Source organism: Rhizobium sp. AB2/73, assembly GCF_020871915.1.
In the GTDB taxonomy this organism is placed as follows: domain Bacteria; phylum Pseudomonadota; class Alphaproteobacteria; order Rhizobiales; family Rhizobiaceae; genus Rhizobium; species Rhizobium dioscoreae.
In genome coordinates, this window is record NZ_CP067071.1 from 2,529,141 (window position 1) to 2,546,055 (window position 16,915).

The 16,915-nt window shown below is 59.7% G+C and carries 22 protein-coding genes; 6 read left to right on the forward strand and 16 right to left on the reverse strand.

Translation table 11 applies throughout. From position 1 onward, the window contains the following. Positions 1–8: 8 nt before the first annotated feature. The 3 genes from tolR to ybgC all read right to left on the reverse strand — a co-directional run bounded on the left by tolR (position 9) and on the right by ybgC (position 2,089). The gene (tolR, locus tag I8E17_RS12530) at positions 9–467 is read right to left on the reverse strand and encodes a protein TolR (protein ID WP_069611827.1); all 459 of its coding nucleotides are present in this window, start codon (positions 465–467) and stop codon (positions 9–11) included. A 27-nt stretch (positions 468–494) separates the two neighbouring features. Next, on the reverse strand, positions 495–1,217 hold the full coding sequence (tolQ, locus tag I8E17_RS12535; RefSeq protein WP_047629119.1) for a protein TolQ: 723 nt from the start codon (positions 1,215–1,217) through the stop codon (positions 495–497). A gap of 416 nt (positions 1,218–1,633) precedes the next feature. Next, positions 1,634–2,089, reverse strand: a complete 456-nt coding sequence (ybgC, locus tag I8E17_RS12540) for a tol-pal system-associated acyl-CoA thioesterase (protein WP_069611881.1) — start codon at positions 2,087–2,089, stop codon at positions 1,634–1,636. A gap of 135 nt (positions 2,090–2,224) precedes the next feature. Between ybgC and I8E17_RS12545 the strand changes: the two genes are divergently transcribed. Genes I8E17_RS12545 through I8E17_RS12555 form a run of 3 tightly spaced genes read left to right on the forward strand, consistent with a single transcriptional unit; the run spans position 2,225 to position 5,258 of the window. Next, positions 2,225–3,445, forward strand: a complete 1,221-nt coding sequence (locus I8E17_RS12545) for an NAD-dependent epimerase/dehydratase family protein (protein ID WP_069611828.1) — start codon at positions 2,225–2,227, stop codon at positions 3,443–3,445. After that, positions 3,445–4,308 (forward strand): glycosyltransferase, encoded by an 864-nt coding sequence (locus I8E17_RS12550; RefSeq protein ID WP_229002115.1) that lies wholly within the window; start codon positions 3,445–3,447, stop codon positions 4,306–4,308. The genes I8E17_RS12545 and I8E17_RS12550 overlap by 1 nt, the downstream gene beginning before the upstream one ends. Beyond that, positions 4,305–5,258: an NAD(P)-dependent oxidoreductase gene (locus I8E17_RS12555; RefSeq protein ID WP_069611829.1), complete on the forward strand. Its 954-nt coding sequence runs from the start codon at positions 4,305–4,307 to the stop codon at positions 5,256–5,258. Before I8E17_RS12550 ends, I8E17_RS12555 begins: the two co-directional genes overlap by 4 nt. On the opposite strand, the gene I8E17_RS12560 is transcribed toward I8E17_RS12555, so the two are convergent. The 8 genes from I8E17_RS12560 to ruvC all read right to left on the reverse strand — a co-directional run bounded on the left by I8E17_RS12560 (position 5,203) and on the right by ruvC (position 10,260). Beyond that, the gene (locus I8E17_RS12560; RefSeq protein ID WP_069611830.1) at positions 5,203–5,766 is read right to left on the reverse strand and encodes a DinB family protein; all 564 of its coding nucleotides are present in this window, start codon (positions 5,764–5,766) and stop codon (positions 5,203–5,205) included. The genes I8E17_RS12555 and I8E17_RS12560 overlap by 56 nt on opposite strands. Positions 5,767–5,778: 12 nt before the next feature. Continuing rightward, positions 5,779–6,288, reverse strand: a complete 510-nt coding sequence (locus I8E17_RS12565) for an NUDIX hydrolase (protein WP_176727997.1) — start codon at positions 6,286–6,288, stop codon at positions 5,779–5,781. 6 nt (positions 6,289–6,294) lie between these two features. Further along, complete coding sequence (locus I8E17_RS12570; protein ID WP_069611831.1) at positions 6,295–7,197, reverse strand: metallophosphoesterase; 903 nt, start codon at positions 7,195–7,197, stop codon at positions 6,295–6,297. After that, a complete protein-coding gene (ruvB, locus tag I8E17_RS12575; protein ID WP_069611832.1) occupies positions 7,198–8,238 on the reverse strand; it encodes a Holliday junction branch migration DNA helicase RuvB in 1,041 nt (346 codons plus the stop codon). It abuts the gene before it with no gap. Positions 8,239–8,392: 154 nt separating this feature from the next. Then, positions 8,393–9,007: a Holliday junction branch migration protein RuvA gene (gene ruvA / locus I8E17_RS12580; protein WP_069611833.1), complete on the reverse strand. Its 615-nt coding sequence runs from the start codon at positions 9,005–9,007 to the stop codon at positions 8,393–8,395. A gap of 12 nt (positions 9,008–9,019) precedes the next feature. Beyond that, positions 9,020–9,433, reverse strand: coding sequence for a type II toxin-antitoxin system VapC family toxin (locus I8E17_RS12585; protein WP_069611834.1), 414 nt, complete (start codon positions 9,431–9,433; stop codon positions 9,020–9,022). A gap of 2 nt (positions 9,434–9,435) precedes the next feature. Next, a complete protein-coding gene (locus tag I8E17_RS12590; protein WP_069611835.1) occupies positions 9,436–9,687 on the reverse strand; it encodes an AbrB/MazE/SpoVT family DNA-binding domain-containing protein in 252 nt (83 codons plus the stop codon). A gap of 60 nt (positions 9,688–9,747) precedes the next feature. Next, positions 9,748–10,260 (reverse strand): crossover junction endodeoxyribonuclease RuvC, encoded by a 513-nt coding sequence (ruvC, locus tag I8E17_RS12595; RefSeq protein WP_015340996.1) that lies wholly within the window; start codon positions 10,258–10,260, stop codon positions 9,748–9,750. Positions 10,261–10,451: 191 nt separating this feature from the next. On the opposite strand from ruvC, the gene I8E17_RS12600 reads away from it, so the two are divergent. Next, positions 10,452–11,450, forward strand: coding sequence for an LLM class flavin-dependent oxidoreductase (locus tag I8E17_RS12600; protein WP_069611836.1), 999 nt, complete (start codon positions 10,452–10,454; stop codon positions 11,448–11,450). A 69-nt stretch (positions 11,451–11,519) separates the two neighbouring features. Here I8E17_RS12600 and I8E17_RS12605 read toward each other — a convergent pair whose 3' ends face one another. From I8E17_RS12605 to I8E17_RS12615, 3 genes are all read right to left on the reverse strand, one after another. Beyond that, on the reverse strand, positions 11,520–11,957 hold the full coding sequence (locus tag I8E17_RS12605; protein ID WP_069611837.1) for a DoxX family protein: 438 nt from the start codon (positions 11,955–11,957) through the stop codon (positions 11,520–11,522). 107 nt (positions 11,958–12,064) lie between these two features. Next, positions 12,065–12,526, reverse strand: coding sequence for a tetratricopeptide repeat protein (locus tag I8E17_RS12610; RefSeq protein ID WP_069611838.1), 462 nt, complete (start codon positions 12,524–12,526; stop codon positions 12,065–12,067). Between the two features lie 25 nt (positions 12,527–12,551). Further along, on the reverse strand, positions 12,552–13,526 hold the full coding sequence (locus I8E17_RS12615) for an MBL fold metallo-hydrolase (RefSeq protein ID WP_069611839.1): 975 nt from the start codon (positions 13,524–13,526) through the stop codon (positions 12,552–12,554). Between the two features lie 322 nt (positions 13,527–13,848). Between I8E17_RS12615 and I8E17_RS12620 the strand changes: the two genes are divergently transcribed. After that, a complete protein-coding gene (locus I8E17_RS12620) occupies positions 13,849–14,625 on the forward strand; it encodes a sigma-70 family RNA polymerase sigma factor (RefSeq protein ID WP_229002026.1) in 777 nt (258 codons plus the stop codon). Continuing rightward, on the forward strand, positions 14,622–15,419 hold the full coding sequence (locus I8E17_RS12625) for an anti-sigma factor (protein WP_069611840.1): 798 nt from the start codon (positions 14,622–14,624) through the stop codon (positions 15,417–15,419). The genes I8E17_RS12620 and I8E17_RS12625 overlap by 4 nt, the downstream gene beginning before the upstream one ends. A 54-nt stretch (positions 15,420–15,473) precedes the next feature. On the opposite strand, the gene I8E17_RS12630 is transcribed toward I8E17_RS12625, so the two are convergent. Next, complete coding sequence (locus I8E17_RS12630) at positions 15,474–16,220, reverse strand: YebC/PmpR family DNA-binding transcriptional regulator (protein WP_069611841.1); 747 nt, start codon at positions 16,218–16,220, stop codon at positions 15,474–15,476. 112 nt (positions 16,221–16,332) lie between these two features. Then, positions 16,333–16,884, reverse strand: coding sequence for a hypothetical protein (locus I8E17_RS12635; RefSeq protein ID WP_141720043.1), 552 nt, complete (start codon positions 16,882–16,884; stop codon positions 16,333–16,335). Between the last annotated feature and the right edge of the window lie 31 nt (positions 16,885–16,915).

Genomic DNA, 16,915 nt, shown 5'->3' on the forward strand with positions numbered 1-16,915 from the left:
TCGGCTCGTCAGTGGTCCGTTATCTGCTGCGTAACCAGGCCGATATTCTTGTAACCGGCTTCCTGGATACGCGACATGACGTCGGCGATCACGCCGTAAGGCGCCTTGCCGTCGCCACGCACGAAAATGCGTTCGTTGTAGCCCGTGGTCGCGATCGCCTGCAGCTTGGCGGCGATTTCGGCGACGTCGATCTGCGTTTCCTGCAGGAACACCTGGCCATCTGCCTTGATCGAGATGGTGATCGGCTGGGTCTGGGCGTTCAGCGCGCCCGCCTGCGTTTGCGGCAGGTCGATCGGCACGCCAGACGTCATCATCGGCGCCGCCACCATGAAGATGATCAGCAGCACAAGCATGACGTCGACCAGCGGCGTCACGTTGATATCGGCGATCGGGCCGCCCCGGCCTCCGCCGCGACGACCGCCCCGGCGGCCACCGCCGCCACCCTTGCCTCCAACAGACATTGCCATGTGAATTACTCCGGTTCTGTCCGCTACTTACTGCGCTGCCTGGCGCGGCTGCAGCTTCTCATCGATCTGGCGCGAAAGGATGGCGGAGAATTCATCCGCGAAACCTTCCATGCGACCAGAGAGCTTGCCGGCATCGGCCGAGAACTTGTTGTAGGCGATAACCGCGGGAATAGCGGCAACCAGGCCGATGGCGGTCGCGAGCAGCGCTTCGGCGATACCGGGCGCGACGACCGCAAGGTTGGTCGACTTCGAACCGGCGATCGCCTGGAACGAGGTCATGATACCGACGACCGTACCGAACAGACCGATGAACGGACCGGCCGAACCGATGGTCGCGAGCGAACCCAGGCGGGCGACCAGATGTTCCGATTCACGCGCGAGCGTCACGTCCATGGCGCGGTCGATACGCATCTGCAGGCCGATCGGCGAACGGGCGCCGCGCTCGAAGGATTTCTTCCATTCGCGCATGGCCGCGACGAAGATGGCGCTGAGGCCCGTATTGTTGCGCTCCGAAAGCGTGCGGTAGAGTTCTTCGAGCGACTGGCCAGACCAGAAGACCTGCTCGAAATGATCGAACTGCCGCCGTGCCCGCGCGTAGCTCAGATATTTGTCGATGACGATCGCCCAGGTCCATACGGACGCTGCCAGCAGGCCGATCATAACGAGCTTGACCACCAGGCCCGCCTGCATGAAGAGCGACCAGAGGGTGATGTCCGGTGTGGTGGCCGCTGCCAGTGCTACTTGTTCCATTGATCCAAAATCCCCGAATCCAAACGCCCGGCGCTAGACCGGGCGGCTAAAAGTGATCTCACAAGAATTGTTTTGCAGCCGCCGCTGAACGCCCTGGTCAAGCCTTCCAAGCTTACAACTGCCTTCTTGCCGTCAAATTTGGTCAAAGGAAGGCGTGCACCGCACAAACTCCGACATAACCAGTAAGACACTATTATGGTTAAAAGAATGTTAGCGTCGAAACATGAAGGATTTAACGGCGGCGAAGGTTATTCTAGCTCCAGGGAAGAACTGACCGGACGAAACCGCCGGCAAACGCAGACAAATCTTGCGCGGCGAATTCCTTCACATAAAACTCAAGTTATTGCAAGCTGCCAGTTGCCAATCACCGTCGGCCCTCGACGAGACCGTCGTTACCAATCAAGGAGAACTTGAGTTCAACCGGCACTTTCCGATGCGGTCAGCATCTGTGCCGCCAGCTTTTCCGGCAGCCGGCGCGGGCGCCCCTTGGCGTTGATGACAGCGATGATGACCTTGGCTGCTATCAGCAGCATATCGTCGCGCCGGATCTCCTGAGACAGCACCATCTTGGCGCCGCCAGCCTTTTCGGTGACGGTCCGGATCGTCAGCACGTCATCCATGCGCGCCGGCCCCTTGAAATCGATCTCCATCCGATGGACGACAAAAACCAACCCCTCCTCGTCGGCATTCAGGAGTTCACGCTGTTCCACGCCGAGACAACGCAGATAGTCCGTGCGTCCGCGCTCGAGGAAATGAAGGTAGCGCGCGTGATAGACGAGCCCGGAAAAATCCGTATCCTCATAATAGACTCGCTGCACCAGCCGGTGGCTTCCGGCTTCCAGTTCCCCAGCAATCAGAAAGGGGCTGTTCATCGTTGCCGCATCTCCTTGAATGTCCGGCACCTCTTTGGCCGAAGTTCTGCCATCAAGCAAGCTTTGAACAATTGTCATAAACTCCGACTATCCGGAATCGCACCGGCTAGCGGATCGGCATGGAAGGAAGATCCTATGAAAATTGCGGTTATGGGCGGTGACGGATTCATCGGTTGGCCAACCTCTCTTCACCTCTCCGACGCCGGTCATGAGATCCATATCCTCGACAATCTTTCCCGCCGATGGATCGATACCGAGTTGGGTGTGCAGTCGCTGACGCCGATGGATTCGATTCAGGAACGCACCCGCATATGGCACGCCGAAACTGGCCGCCGAATCCATTTCCACCTGATCGATTTGGCCAAGGACTATGAGCTCCTCAAGAAGTGGCTGGCCGAGCATCGCCCCGATGCCATCGTGCATTTCGCCGAGCAGCGCGCCGCCCCCTATTCGATGAAGAGCGACCGGCACAAGAACTACACGGTCAACAACAACGTCAACGCCACGCATAATCTCCTGAACGCGCTCGTCGAGCTCAATCTCGACTCGCATCTCGTGCATCTCGGCACGATGGGCGTCTATGGCTATTCGACGATCGGCGCCGCGATCCCCGAAGGCTACCTGCCCGTCGGCATCGAGACGACTGATGGCCATACGGTGAGCCAGGAAATCCTCTATCCGGCCAATCCCGGCTCGATCTACCATATGACGAAATGCCTCGATCAACTGCTGTTTCAGTTCTATGCCAAGAATGACGGGCTGAGGATTACCGACCTGCATCAGGGTATCGTCTGGGGTACGCACACGGAACAGACGCGCCGTCACGAACAATTGATCAACCGGTTCGACTATGACGGCGATTATGGCACCGTGCTCAACCGCTTCCTCATCCAGGCGGCGATCGGCTATCCTCTGACCGTGCACGGCACCGGCGGCCAGACCCGCGCCTTCATCCATATCCAGGACTCAGTGCGCTGCATCGAACTGGCGCTAAAGAACCCACCCGCCCGCGGCGCCCGCGTCGAAATCTTCAACCAGATGACGGAAACGCATCGCGTGCGCGATCTCGCCGAGATGATCGCCAAGATGAGCGGCGCGGAAGTGGTGCGCCTGCCTAATCCGCGCAAGGAAGCGCCGGAGAACGAGCTGATCGTCAAGAACGACAAGTTCCTCGATCTCGGCCTCGCGCCGATCACGCTGGAGACGGGTCTTCTCGGCGAAATCGTCGATGTCGCAAAGAAATATGCCTATCGCGTCGACCGCTCGCGCGTCCCGGCCATCTCCGCCTGGACCAAGGATCTCGCCGCGACGGTCAACCATGATCCCGAGGGCAAGAGGTTGAAATCCGTGTCATGATGCCGGGTAGCGAAATGCTGCAGGGATTGCGCCCGCAAACCCGGCCCCGCGCCGGCCAGGCGTTTGTGACACTGGTCACGAACGCCGACTACGCGATGGGTGCCGTTGCGCTGGCGCGCTCCATCGTCCACAGCGGCACCAAGGCCGATATCGTCGTATTGCATACGGAAGGCGTTGGCGAAAGCGACCTCACCCCATTGGCAGCACTCGACTGCCGGTTGGTGGAAGTCGAGCATCTTCCCTTGTCGGAAGCCTTCAACGAGCGGCATGCCCGCGGCAACCTGCACACCGCCGCCCCCTTTACCAAGGGTCGCAAGCCTTCCTTCCACACGCCGCTCGACAATTTCTGCAAACTGCGACTCTGGCAGCTGATCGAATACGACACTTGTGTCTTCATCGATGCAGATGCTCTGGTGCTGCGCAATGTCGATAGGCTCTTCGACTATCCCGAATTTTCGGCAGCGCCAAATGTCTACGAAAGCCTTGCCGACTTCCACCGCCTGAATTCCGGCGTCTTCGTCGCCAAGCCGTCGCTTGCGACCTTTCGGCACATGCTGGAGCGGCTCGATCGCCCCGATGTCTTCTGGCGCCGCACGGATCAGACCTTCCTCGAAGCCTTCTTTCCGGATTGGCACGGACTGCCGATCTTCATGAACATGCTGCAATATGTCTGGTTCAGCATGCCCGAGCTCTGGAACTGGAACAGCGTCTCGATCCTGCACTATCAATATGAAAAGCCCTGGGAGCAGAACCATCCCAAGGCCGAGCAGCTGAGACCGCTGATCGAGCTGTGGCATAGCTTCCATGCCGGCCGGAACCTGCCCGATATCGCCAGCCTCGCAAATCCGCGAGCTGCGGCATGAAAGTCCTCATATCAGGCGGAAAGGGCCTCGTCGGCCGATACATCGCCGAAGAGCTGCTATCAGCCGGATACAAGGTTGCGATCGGCGGGCGCAATCCGCCTCCATCGGGCCTCTTTTCGCAGCCCGTCTCTTTTGTCCCCTTGAGCCTTGATCCGACGGGAAATCAGAGCGGCGCTTTCGACGATGCCTATTTCTTCGTGCACGCCGCCTTCAGCCATGTCGCCGGTAAATATCGCGGTGGCGAAGGGAAAGATCCGCAAGGCTTTCGCCGGCTCAATCTCGATGGGACGGTCAAGCTGTTCGAGACGGCGCGAAAGGCCGGCATTCGTCGATGCATCTTTCTCTCCTCCCGCGCCGTCTATGGAGACGGGATTTCCGGAGAGGAGCCGACCGAGGCGATCAAGCCGATGCCAAACACGCTCTACGGCGAGGTGAAGCGCGACGCCGAACATGCACTTTTTTCTCTGTCTACGCCTGGCTTTGCGACCACGAGCCTGAGAGCGACAGGCGTATATGGCGACCTGCGACCGAACAAATGGGACGATCTCTTCAGCGACTATCTGAACGGCAGGACTGTTCCCTCGCGCGCTGGAACGGAGGTTCACGGCCGCGACCTCGGCCGTGCGGTTCGTCTTCTGCTGGAAACGGAAGCCGGCCGCATGGACGGTGAGGCCTTCAACTTGTCGGATATTCTGACCGACACGCACGAGATCCTTAGCCATCTCCAGACAGCAACCGGCTGTCCACACGCGCCGCCGGCGCCAGCGGAGCGCGGCGCAGTCAACGTCATGAATACGTCAAAAATCCAAGCCCTTGGCTGGCAAGGCGGCGGAAAGGCCCTACTCAAGCAAACGATAGAGACACTGGCTAAATCGGCGCACCAAAAGGCCGGTATCAACGCATCAGCTTTGTCTCGTCCCAATCGAGCGTCGTCAATTCCTCGCCCCTGAAGCGCGCATCGTCGGAAACGATGAACTCATCGAGCTGCGGCGGCGCGACACTGGTTCCGGCCAGCATGGCATGCACCTGCCCGCGATGATGCGTCTGATGCTGGAACAGATGGTTCAGCACATCGTCCGCCCTCTCCCGTTGGATGCGACCGTCGCGTTGGATATCGATGATCCGCATCGCAGTCTCCGGCGTCAGCGCCTCGCAGAACGCGACCAGCCTGCGATCGACATTCGCCTGTTCCTGGCTCAGCTCGTCCAGCCGATCATAGGGCTCCTCGATGTCAAAAGCTTTGAGGCCCAGAGTACCGCCTTCCAGCGCATCGACATAGAACCAGTCCACCGTCAGGATATGATTGAGGGTTGCCTTGATCGACGGAAAGAAGCTCACGCGCTTGGCCTCGAATTCGCCGGGCCACAGGGCCGCACAGGCACGATGCAGCCGGACATTCGCCAATGCGTTGTTATAGGCAAGCTTGCGAAAGCTGCGAACCGGATCGAAAGCGGACATAAAGCCTCCTCCTCAAGCGTTGTCGAGATCACCATCCCGCCAGACAAGATGACGAGACATCAGCGGCAGGTTTTCGATTTCCTCGGCGATGAAATAGGGCGGGATATCGAGCGCCACCAGCGCTTCCCGTGTCGCCCGCACCCATTTGAACTCCAGATCGTTGTCGCCATCCTGGATTCGATGCACGATCTTCACGGGATCGAAAGGAAAGTCGGCCGGAATATCCATCAGGTAATAGAGTCCGAACTCATGCCAGTCGAGCTGCTCATAATGGAAGAAATTCTCGACCGACCAGAGCAGACGCCCAACCGTAACCTCGACGCCAAGCTCCTCAATCATTTCCCGCCGCAACGTCTCCTCCGAGGTCTCGCCGATCTCCGCCCGACCGCCCGGAAAGGTCCAGAACGTCTCATGCACGGCTCGATGCACCAGGACATGGCCATCGCGAAATCCAAGGCCTGCGACCCGCATCTGGAAGCGTGTTCGGCCGGCATTCAATCTGATGTGTTTGCGCTTTGGCATGATCCTCTATCCCAGGTCGATCACGAGGATCTCCGGCGGAACGCCGAAGCGTACCGGCGCGATGGAGCAGCCGAGGCCGCCCGACACTATAATATGCCGCGCCTCCTCGACGATATGGCCATAGACATACCGGTCGCCATAGCGCGAAGGCGAATAGGGCGACCAGCCTAAAATCCTCACCTGCCCGCCATGCGTATGCCCGGATAGAGTGAGCGAAACACGCTGGGGAACTGCGGGAAAGATATCGGGTTCATGGGCGAGAAGGATCACGGGTGCATCATCGCCGACCTGCGCCAGCGTGCCGCCGAGATCGTCAAGCCCCTTGGTAAGCGGCCTCTTCCAGCGCATGCTGCGGCGCAAGGCCAACTGGTCCTCGACGCCGGCAAGCCAGAAGCCTTGTCCATTCTTCTCCAGGCGCGCCGCGCGATTGGAATAGACTTCGATACCGACAGCTTCCAATGCTCGATGGCTGAATGTCGGGCCACGGCCGGTTCTCTGTGCCGTAGAATCATGCCACCAGTCGTGATTGCCGACGATAGCATGGACGCCAAGCGGCGCCTTCAGCTTCGCAAGCTCTGCCGCCCAGATGCGATGATCGACACGGCTGGTAATGAGATCGGTTCCTGACGTGTAATCGCCGAGCAGCACGATGATGTCGCCACCGAGTTCGTTGGCATGGGCACAGATCGATGCGATGCGCTCGGCATTCATCCATGGCTCGCAGGCATGGAAATCGGCAAGCGCCACGATCCTGAGCTTGAGCCCCGGCGCCCATCCCGGCGGGGTCAGCGCATAACGCGTAACGTTAAGACGAACGACCGGCTCGTATCCGAGGGCATATCCCCCGAGTGCCATCAATCCGAATATGCTGCCGCCGAAAAGCTTCAGGAAGGCACGACGGCCGAGCATTCAATCTTCCTCCCGGAACAACCCGAACTGCGCGGCCTCCAGATCCTTGGGCGGCTGCATGCCGAGATGTTTCCAGGCGATGGTGGTCAAGACCCGACCGCGCGGCGTACGCTGAATGAAACCCTGCTGGATCATATAGGGCTCGATAATATCCTCGATCGCATCCCGCGGCTCGGAAAGCCCGGCGGCTATGGTTTCGATACCGACAGGGCCGCCGCCGAAATTCACCGCAATCATATTGAGGTAGCGCTTGTCGAGCTGGTCGAAGCCGACATTGTCAACCAGAAGCCGCGTCAGGGCTTCGTCGGCAATCTCGCGCGTCACCGCTTCGACCTTCGCGACCTCCGCGAAATCGCGCACGCGACGCAGCAGGCGACCGGCGATGCGCGGCGTACCGCGGGCCCGTCGTGCAATTTCCCGCGCGCCTTCATCCGTCATACCGAGGCCCATCAGCCTGGCACCGCGCCGAACGATCAGCTCCAGCTCCTCCACCGTATAGAAGCTCAGCCGCACCGGAATGCCGAAACGGTCGCGCAACGGCGTTGTCAGCAGGCCGAGACGGGTCGTGGCGGCAACCAGCGTGAATTTGGCAAGATCGATCTTCACCGAACGCGCCGCCGGGCCCTCGCCGATGATCAGATCCAGCTGAAAATCCTCCATCGCTGGGTAAAGAATTTCCTCGACAGCCGGATTGAGCCGGTGGATTTCGTCGATGAAGAGCACGTCGCGCTCTTCGAGATTGGTCAGCAGCGCCGCCAGATCGCCCGCCTTGGCGATGACCGGACCGGACGTCGAGCGGAAATTGACGCCGAGTTCCTTTGCCATGATCTGCGCCAGCGTCGTCTTGCCGAGACCGGGCGGACCGACGAACAGCACATGGTCCAGCGCCTCGCCGCGCCCCTTGGCCGCCTCGATGAAGACTTTCAGATTGGCGCGCGCTTCCGCCTGGCCGGTAAATTCGTCCAGCGATTGCGGCCTGAGCGTCGCATCGATGTCTTCGCCCCGCTTTTCCGGCGATATCAGACGTGCGGCTTCACTCATGTCAGAGGTTCCATTCCCGGTATGCGTTTCGCAGGTCCCGCGCCGAAGGCAGCATTTATTCTGCCGCACTCAAAAATAGTCTTTGACGACGGAGCACCACATGTCGATCTCCCGACTTTGCGACAATAGTCAGGATTGCGGAAGGTGCAAAGCCTCACCGCGACAGTTCCTTCAAGCCGAGGCGGATCAGCTTGGCGCTGTCGGCGCCCTCGCCGGCTGCCTTCATCGCCGCGGCGATGGCATTGGCAGCCTGATCGCGGGAATAGCCGAGATTGGTGAGCGCCGAAACCGCGTCGGCAACGGGTGCTGCGGCAACACCCTCCCCAAGCTCCTGCTTGAGCCCGATATTGGCGACATCACCGGCAAAAGCGGGGGCCTTGTTCTTCAGTTCCGTCACGATACGCATCGCAACCTTCGGACCGACACCCGGCGCCCGCGAAACGGCGGCGCGATCCTGCAAGGCGATCGCATTGGCAAGCTCGGCCGGCGTCAGCGTCGACAGCAGCGCCAGCGCCACTTTCGCGCCCACACCCTGAACCGTCTGCACGATATTGAACCATTCGCGTTCCAGCGCCGTCATGAAGCCGAAAAGGCGAATCTGGTCTTCGCGCACATAGGTCTCGATGAAGAGAATGCAGGCCTCGCCGACGGAACCGAGCTTCGACAGCGTCCGGGCCGAGCAATAGGCGACGTAGCAGACGCCATGGACATCCACGAGCACATAGTCCTCGCCGATCTCTTCGATTGTGCCTTTCAGCTTGCCGATCATGGATAATGTCCGTCAGGGATGGGTTTCTGGGGTGATGAGGTCAAGTGAGGGAAAATAGGAGCGATAGCCCTTGGGATCTCGCGTCAATATAGAGTAGCCGCGCACTGCAGCGTGCGCTCCGATCAGGAAGTCTGGAAGAATGCGCTCTCTCCCACCGCCAGTCTGGCGATAAACCCTAAAAGCCGCCGCTGCGGCGAATGCTGCTGGCCAGGGAAGGCTTTCACGGCGAAATTCGCTTTGCGGCAGCAGCTCATTCACTTGATCCATGTCGCTATAACGCACAGAGAATTCCGCATAGATGACGGGGTTGATAACGACCGGTCCTCGCTTGAAAGCGGAAAGAACCTGACCACTGGACCAGCCGTGCCAGGCTGAACCAGATATCGCCAGATCAACCAGCACATTCGTGTCGACGATGGTGACCATGCCTACCGGTCACGCGTCATCGACATCAGCGCTTCGGCGTCGATATCCTGATCACCGGTGCCTTCCAGGCGCTTGAGGGTAGCCATGAACCGATCGAGCCGCTGCCGATCCTCGATCTCCCGCTTGCCGTTCTTGGGCGAAACAACCAGCTTTCCATCCTCGATGGAGAATATGACCTCGCTATTGAGCTCTATGCCAGCCAACTGACGCAAGTCGCGGGGGATAGTCACCTGCCCTTTTGATGTCACACGCATTCTTACTCTCCATTTACAGAGTAAGAATTATCATTACCATAAGAACAAGTCAAGAACAAACTATCCTGCCAACGCCGCCTGCCGCAGCCGGCTGGCACCGCGGTTGTGGGCATGACAGACAGCGATAGCGAGCGCATCCGCGGCGTCATTACCCTTGAACTCGACCTTTGGCATCAGGATCTTCAGCATCATATGGATCTGCTGCTTTTCGCCATGGCCGACGCCAATGACGGCCTTCTTGACGGCATTTGGCGCATATTCCGACACCGGCAGGCCGGCGCGTGCCGGCACCAGCATGACGACACCACGCGCCTGGCCGAGCTTCAGCGTCGCCACCGCATCCTTGTTGACGAAGGTCTGTTCGACGGCAGCCTCGTCCGGCTTGTAGCTGTGGACGACATCAGCGAGCCCGTCATGAAGCTGGCAAAGGCGGGATGCGAGATCCATATCGCCATCCGAGGTCACGGTCCCCGACGCCACGAAGCGCAGGGAATTGCCAAGCGTATCGATGATACCCCAGCCGGTGCGGCGCAAGCCCGGATCGATGCCGATGATGCGAATCGTATTCTGCATGGGTCACCCTATCTTTCCGACCCGACATGTGCCAGCAAAATGTGAACAAAACAAAAACAAGACATAGATTGCGATTGTCGGAGCGCCGCTGAAAACATCGTGACGAAATTGCGGCGTCAGGGTTTGGAATGAGGAAGTCGCGCTCCTACATGTGGTAGCGACCCTCCCTTCCACCACGCAGGTTTCTTGCCATGGTCCCCTTTTCGATCCTCGATCTTTCGCCCGTTGCCGAAGGCAGCACCATCAGCCAGTCCTTCGAGAGCTCGAAGCGCATGGCGCAGAAGGCGGAAGAACTTGGTTACAACCGATTCTGGCTCGCCGAGCATCACGGCATGCCGGGTGTCGCCAGCGCCGCGACATCGGTCGTCATCGGCCACATTGGCGCGGCGACCTCGCGCATCCGCATCGGCTCGGGCGGAGTCATGCTGCCGAACCATTCGCCGCTCGTCATTGCCGAACAATTCGGCACGCTGGAAGCCCTATTTCCCGGCCGCGTCGATCTCGGCCTCGGCCGCGCGCCGGGCACCGACATGCGCACCGCGCAGGCCTTGCGTCGGAACATCGAGGCCGGTGCGCAGAGCTTCCCTCAGGATATCGTCGAGCTGCAGCATCTCTTCAGTCCAGCCGACGACAACCAGATCATTCTTGCCGTTCCCGGCCATGGCGCCAATATCCCTATCTGGCTGCTCGGCTCCAGCCTCTACAGCGCCCATCTCGCCGCCATGCTCGGCCTCCCTTACGCCTTCGCCTCGCATTTTGCACCGGAAGCCCTGATGGACGCCATCGCCATCTATCGCGAGCGCTTCACGCCTTCGGCCACATTGGACAAGCCCTATGTCATGGTCGGCGCGATGGGTGCTGTGGCGGATACGGATGACGAGGCGCAATATCACTTCACCTCGGCACAGCAGCAATTCGTCAATCTCCGCCGTAACGTGCGCGGCCCCTTCCCGCGCCCACGCCGTGACATGGATAATTTCTGGACGCCGATGGAAAAATTGAATGTGGAAAATACGCTGCGCTATGCCATCGTCGGTTCGCCTGAGACGGCCGAAAAGAAGATTTCGCAGTTCATTAAGGACACCGAAGCCGATGAAGTGATCATTTCGATGCCGATCCATGACATCGAAGCGCGGCTGAAGTCGGTGGAGCTCTTCGCAACGCTTCCAAGCTTCAAGAAGGCCTCCTGACTTTCGAAGGCGCGCAGTCTGTCCGGTAAGCCGATCCCATATACGCGGCTCACCGGACAATCGACGGGCTCAAGCCACGAGCCTCGTCTTCCAATGACGCCGGATGAGCATGTCGAGCGACAGCTTGCCGGCGCCGGCGACGATCAGCGCGAACATGCCGCCTGCAATCGCCAGATCCTTTTCGAAATGCAGCAATTCGTTGTGGCTGGCGAAGTTCGTGTGAAAAAGCAGTGCCGTCAACAAGCAGAACAGGCCCAAACCGAATGCCGCCAGGCGGGTCATCAACCCGAACGCAATGGCAAAGCCGGCGCCAAGTTGCAGCACGATGGTGGCAATCGCGATGGGGGCCGTGACGCCAAGCCTGGCCATGGCATCCAAGGCATTGTCCAAATTGCTGGCAAGTTCGATGCCCTCTTCCAGAAAGAGCAACGAAAGCAGCAGACGGCCGAACAGCAATGCCATATCGGCAAAGTTGACTAGAATGGCATTCTCCTCTTCTAATTCCATGGCCTTTCTCCTTCCCGTGATAAGTTCACCGAAGCTCCGATCATCTCCGGCAGCACCTCCAAGACATGGTCAAAGGGAAATGCTGCCGGAACGATGGAGATCAGGCTTCAGTTGCTGGCCTTGGCTGATATCGCCTTGGTCAGATCCTCAAGCTCCTCGCATCCACTAGGGCAAAGCTTGGTCAAAGTTGCCAGCTGCTCGCGGGCCTTGGGCATGTCGCCGGTCTCGACATAGAGCTCCCCGAGATATTCATGCGCGCCCTTGTGATCCGGTTGCAGCTCGAGAGCCTTGGTGTAGTAGGTGAGCGACGTCTTGAAATCGCCGGTCTTGCGCAGGGTGAAGCCCATCAGATTGTAGACATCGGCCTGCTGGTGCTCCTCGGCGATATCGCGAAGCTCGGCGAGTGCGCCGGCATAGTCCTTCGCGTCGATCTTGGCACGCACGGAGGTCAGGTCCGGCGCATCGGTCGACTCCATATTATCGACGGCAAAGGCAACGCCTGCCGTTGCGGCCGGAAGGATGGCGACGGCGCACAGGCCGGCGATCCCGAAAATGGCATGTCTGAACATGGTAGTTGCTCCTCTTTATGGCCGCTCAGGCCTGGATGGTGGGGGTGAAGCCGTAGGCATTGCCGTCCTTGACGAAGGTGCCGGAGCCCGGGAATGGGAAGTGCGAGCCGCAAATCCTGATATTGTCGGTAATGACTCGGTCGATCAGCCTGCGGCGCGTGGCGACGGCCGTCGGGCCGTCCTGGTCGTAGGCGCCTTCCCATTCCGGATGAGGCGCAAGCAGCGCCGGCACATACATGATGTCGGCCGAGACCATTAGCTGTTCGCTGCCGCCGTCGATGAGGAAGACCGAATGGCCGGGTGTGTGACCATAGGCGGCGAGCATATGCACGCCCGGCGCGACTTCGGCATTGTCGTCGACCAGCTTCCAGTTCTTCCATGTCGGAAAGACGGAGGCGATGCGCCGGCCGGCTTCCTTGCGGCCCTCCGCCAGCTTGTCGACACGACCGGGATCGGTCCACCAGTTGTATTCGGCCGCGTTGACGATCAGCTCGGCATTGGGGAAGACGGCCACATTCGTTCCCTTTTCCATCAGGCCCCAGACGTGGTCGGGATGGAAATGCGAGATCATGATCGTATCGATCTTCTTATAGTCGATGCCGGCGGCAGCCATGTTGGCCGGCAGATGCGTGGCATTGGTCTGCCACTGTCCGACACCGGAGCCGGCATCCATCATGATCTTGCGTCCGCCGATATCAAGAACGACGACGGTCAGCGGAATGGGCATGAAATCGGTGGTCAGACCGGCCTTGGAAAGCGCTTCCTTGGTGTCTTCGACGGAGGCGTTCTTGATGAAGGCCGGATCGTGCGGCTTGCGCCAGATGCCGTCATAGATGGCCGTGACCTCGATCGAACCGACCTTGTATTTATAGAAACCGACTGCCGGCTCGAGCGGGGCTGCGGCAAAGGCTTGCGGTATGAATTCGAGCTTCGACGACAGCCCGAAGGCTGCCGCAGCCGCAGCCGTGCCGAGCACGGCGCGGCGGGTCATATCAAACATCGCAATATCTCCTCAGGGTTATGGCTTTTCGGGCCAGGCGGAGGTCGCAAGCAATTGCGGCCGTCCACTGAGGAAGAAGATCGATGGTGATGAGCGCTTATTCCCTCTCGACCGAGGATTTCTTGCAAGCCATTGAAATCAATTCGATTATTTTAGCGACAGGAGATTGACGGATGGGACGGCGGACATTCCGCATTCCTTGGCTTCGACTTTCTTCATCCGACCGGGAATAAAATCCGCGCAAGCGCGATCTAGCCTTTTAGGCAACATTGCAAGCGCTTCATCCGAAGCTTACAGTCGGCATCGGCGTTTTGCGGGGATCATGATGACAGACGCCCGACTTGTAAGTTCGATGACGCTCGGCGGCCAGCTCCACCCATGGACATGGCACTCGCCGCAAAACACCGCGATCAGCCGGTTTGCGCGATTTCTGGCTCGTCTTCGTAGTTTCATCGCCGAGGTGAAGCCCGGCAATCACGTCGTCCAGATGGCGATCGCTCAATCCGCTACCAGTGCAGAACCATTGAAGCGCGCGGTCGCCTCGCCCGACGAGACCATGCGCCGTTTCCAGCAAACGATCATCCCGCATCTGGACGCCGCCTATAATTTCGCGCGGTTCCTGAGCCGGGATGCCGATGCCGCGCAGGATATCGTGCAGGAGGCCTATCTGCGCGCCTATCGCGGCTTCGGCGGCTTTCGCGATGGCGATGCGCGTGCATGGACCTTCACCATCGTCCGCAACTGCTATCACGCCTGGCTGCAGGAGGGGCGACGCAAGACCCGCTATGAGCAGCCGATGACGGACGAACGGGATTCGGATGAAGGCGCGCCCTCTCCTGATCCCGCCTCCGAGGAGGATACGCCAGAGGCGGCCTTTGTACGCAAATCGGAAGCGCAGCGGGTGCGCGAGGTCATCAACCGGTTGCCTGATGCCATGCGCGAGGTTCTGGTTCTGCGCGAACTCGAGGATCTCTCCTACAAGGAAATCGCCGAGATCATCGATGCGCCGATCGGCACCGTCATGTCGCGCCTCGCCCGCGCCCGCCGTGATTTCGGTGAGGTCTGGCGTAGCCTCGAAGGACCGGAGGCGGCACGATGAGCGGCGGAGACCACAATGATCACGGCGAATGGAACGATCTGCTGCACGGCTTCATCGACGGCGAACTGGACGCGGCCAATGCCGCCCGTTTCGAGGCGCATCTGGCGACCTGCCGGGACTGCGCCGGGGAGATGGAGAATGCCCTGATGGTCAAGCGTCTTTCCGCGCGCGAGGGTGTGAAATGGCAGGCGCCTGATACCGTCCATGCCCGCGTGCAGGCGGCACTCACGCTGGAGCAATCCATGATGAGGCGCGCAGCCGTGAGCCACACGGAGAGGCCGTGGCAGCATGTCTGGCGGCTCGTGCGCGAATGGAGCTTCGTGCCCTCGCTTGCCGTTCTCGCCGCCAGCCTCATGCTGGTAATGAACGTGCCGCAGCAGAGCCAGACGATCGAGGATCAGCTTCTCGCAAGCCATGTGCGCTCGATGCTCGCCGATCACCTCACCGACGTGCTGACCTCAGACCAGCACACGGTCAAACCGTGGTTCAACGGCAAGATCGATTTCTCCCCGCCGGTGGTCGATCTGGCGGCACAGGGCTTTCCTCTCGTCGGCGGCAGGGTGGATTATCTCGACGGGCGGGTAGTGGCGGCACTGATTTATCGCCGGCACGGCCATGTCATCAATCTCTTCATCTGGCCGGGCGCTACGGGAGCGAAAAACAATGCAGAGAAAGAGGGCTACAATTTCGTCGAATGGCATACGGACGGGCTGGTCTTCTGGGCTGTCTCCGATGTCGCCGCACCGGATCTCTCCACCTTCCGCGACGATTTTATCCGAGCGACAGCTCCATAACGCAGAAAGCCGGCCGCACCGCTGCAGCCGGTTTTCTTGAATAACTGCAAAGGATCAGGCCGAGAGCTTGGCCAGAACTTCGTCCGAAACTTCGAAATTCGAATAGACGTTCTGGACGTCGTCATCGTCTTCAAGGTTTTCGATGAGCTTCATCAGCGACTGGGCCTTTTCTTCGTCGACCGGCACGTTGTTCTGCGCGCGCCAGATCGCCTTGACCGTTTCGGCTTCGCCGAGCGTCGCTTCGAGCGCCTTGGCGACTTCGCCGAGGGATTCGAAGGCGCAGATGATCACATGGCCTTCTTCGTCGCTTTCGACGTCATCGGCACCGGCTTCGATCGCCGCTTCCATGACCTTGTCGGCATCGCCGGCGGAAGGCTTGTAGGTGATTTCGCCGACGTGATCAAAGGAGAAGGACACCGAACCGGTTTCGCCAAGCGCACCGCCGGCCTTGGTGAAGATCGAGCGGACGTTGGACGCCGTGCGGTTGCGGTTGTCGGTCAGCGCTTCGACGATGATCGCCGTGCCGCCCGGACCATAGCCCTCATAACGGATCGCATCGTAATTCTCGGTGTCGGCACCGGAAGCCTTCTTGATGGCGCGATCGATATTGTCCTTCGGCATCGACTGCGCCTTGGCGTTCTGGATCGCCAGACGCAGGCTCGCGTTCATGGCCGGGTCGGGCAGACCCGTCTTGGCAGCGACCGTGATTTCGCGCGCCAGCTTCGAGAACATTTTCGAGCGCACCGCGTCCTGACGGCCCTTGCGGTGCATGATGTTTTTAAACTGTGAATGGCCAGCCATGGCACCCCTGTTCACGTCTTTTGTTGGGAATGGCCGCCTTATAAGAGCGAAGCGGCCTTCATTCAAGCAAAAAGCCGGATAATGGCGTCGGTCGAGGCGTTCCGACATATTCCTATGGCTTGACGGCAAGCTTGCCTGCCCGAATATCGCCGACGGTTTCCATGGCCTTGTTCAATCCCTCGAGCGACGCTCGCTCGTCCTTGATTACGGGTCGAAGATCGGGCGACCAGTCATTGATGGCGCCAACGCGCGCTAGGAAAGTGCTTCCGCTTCTCATCTGGCGAATGATCCTACCTGCCGGAACGCAACCCTGTGTATCCGTAGCCACCGCCGGATGGCTATCAACTCTGATCAATGCAGTCATGCCCGGCGCATCATGTGACAAGAGGCAGACGCGTTGAGGTGTCGGCGAACTACCGTAGTCAATGAACAAAGCCCCGGACAGGGACGTAATGCTGCAATTGCGTTTGTCGGTCATTGCATCGGTTGGGCATGACACGCTCCAACTGCCAGCGGCTAACAGATTTGCGCTTTTGCCGACAGAAACCGTTCCCTGACTGAATTTTTCGATGCGATAGCCATCGGACGTCGTGTTGACCGGGTTTGATGAGACGCAGCCCGACAACGCCGCAGCGACTAATGCAGTGAAAAGAACCCGATTCATGCGCTTCCCCCAATGGTACGGCACAATCAAT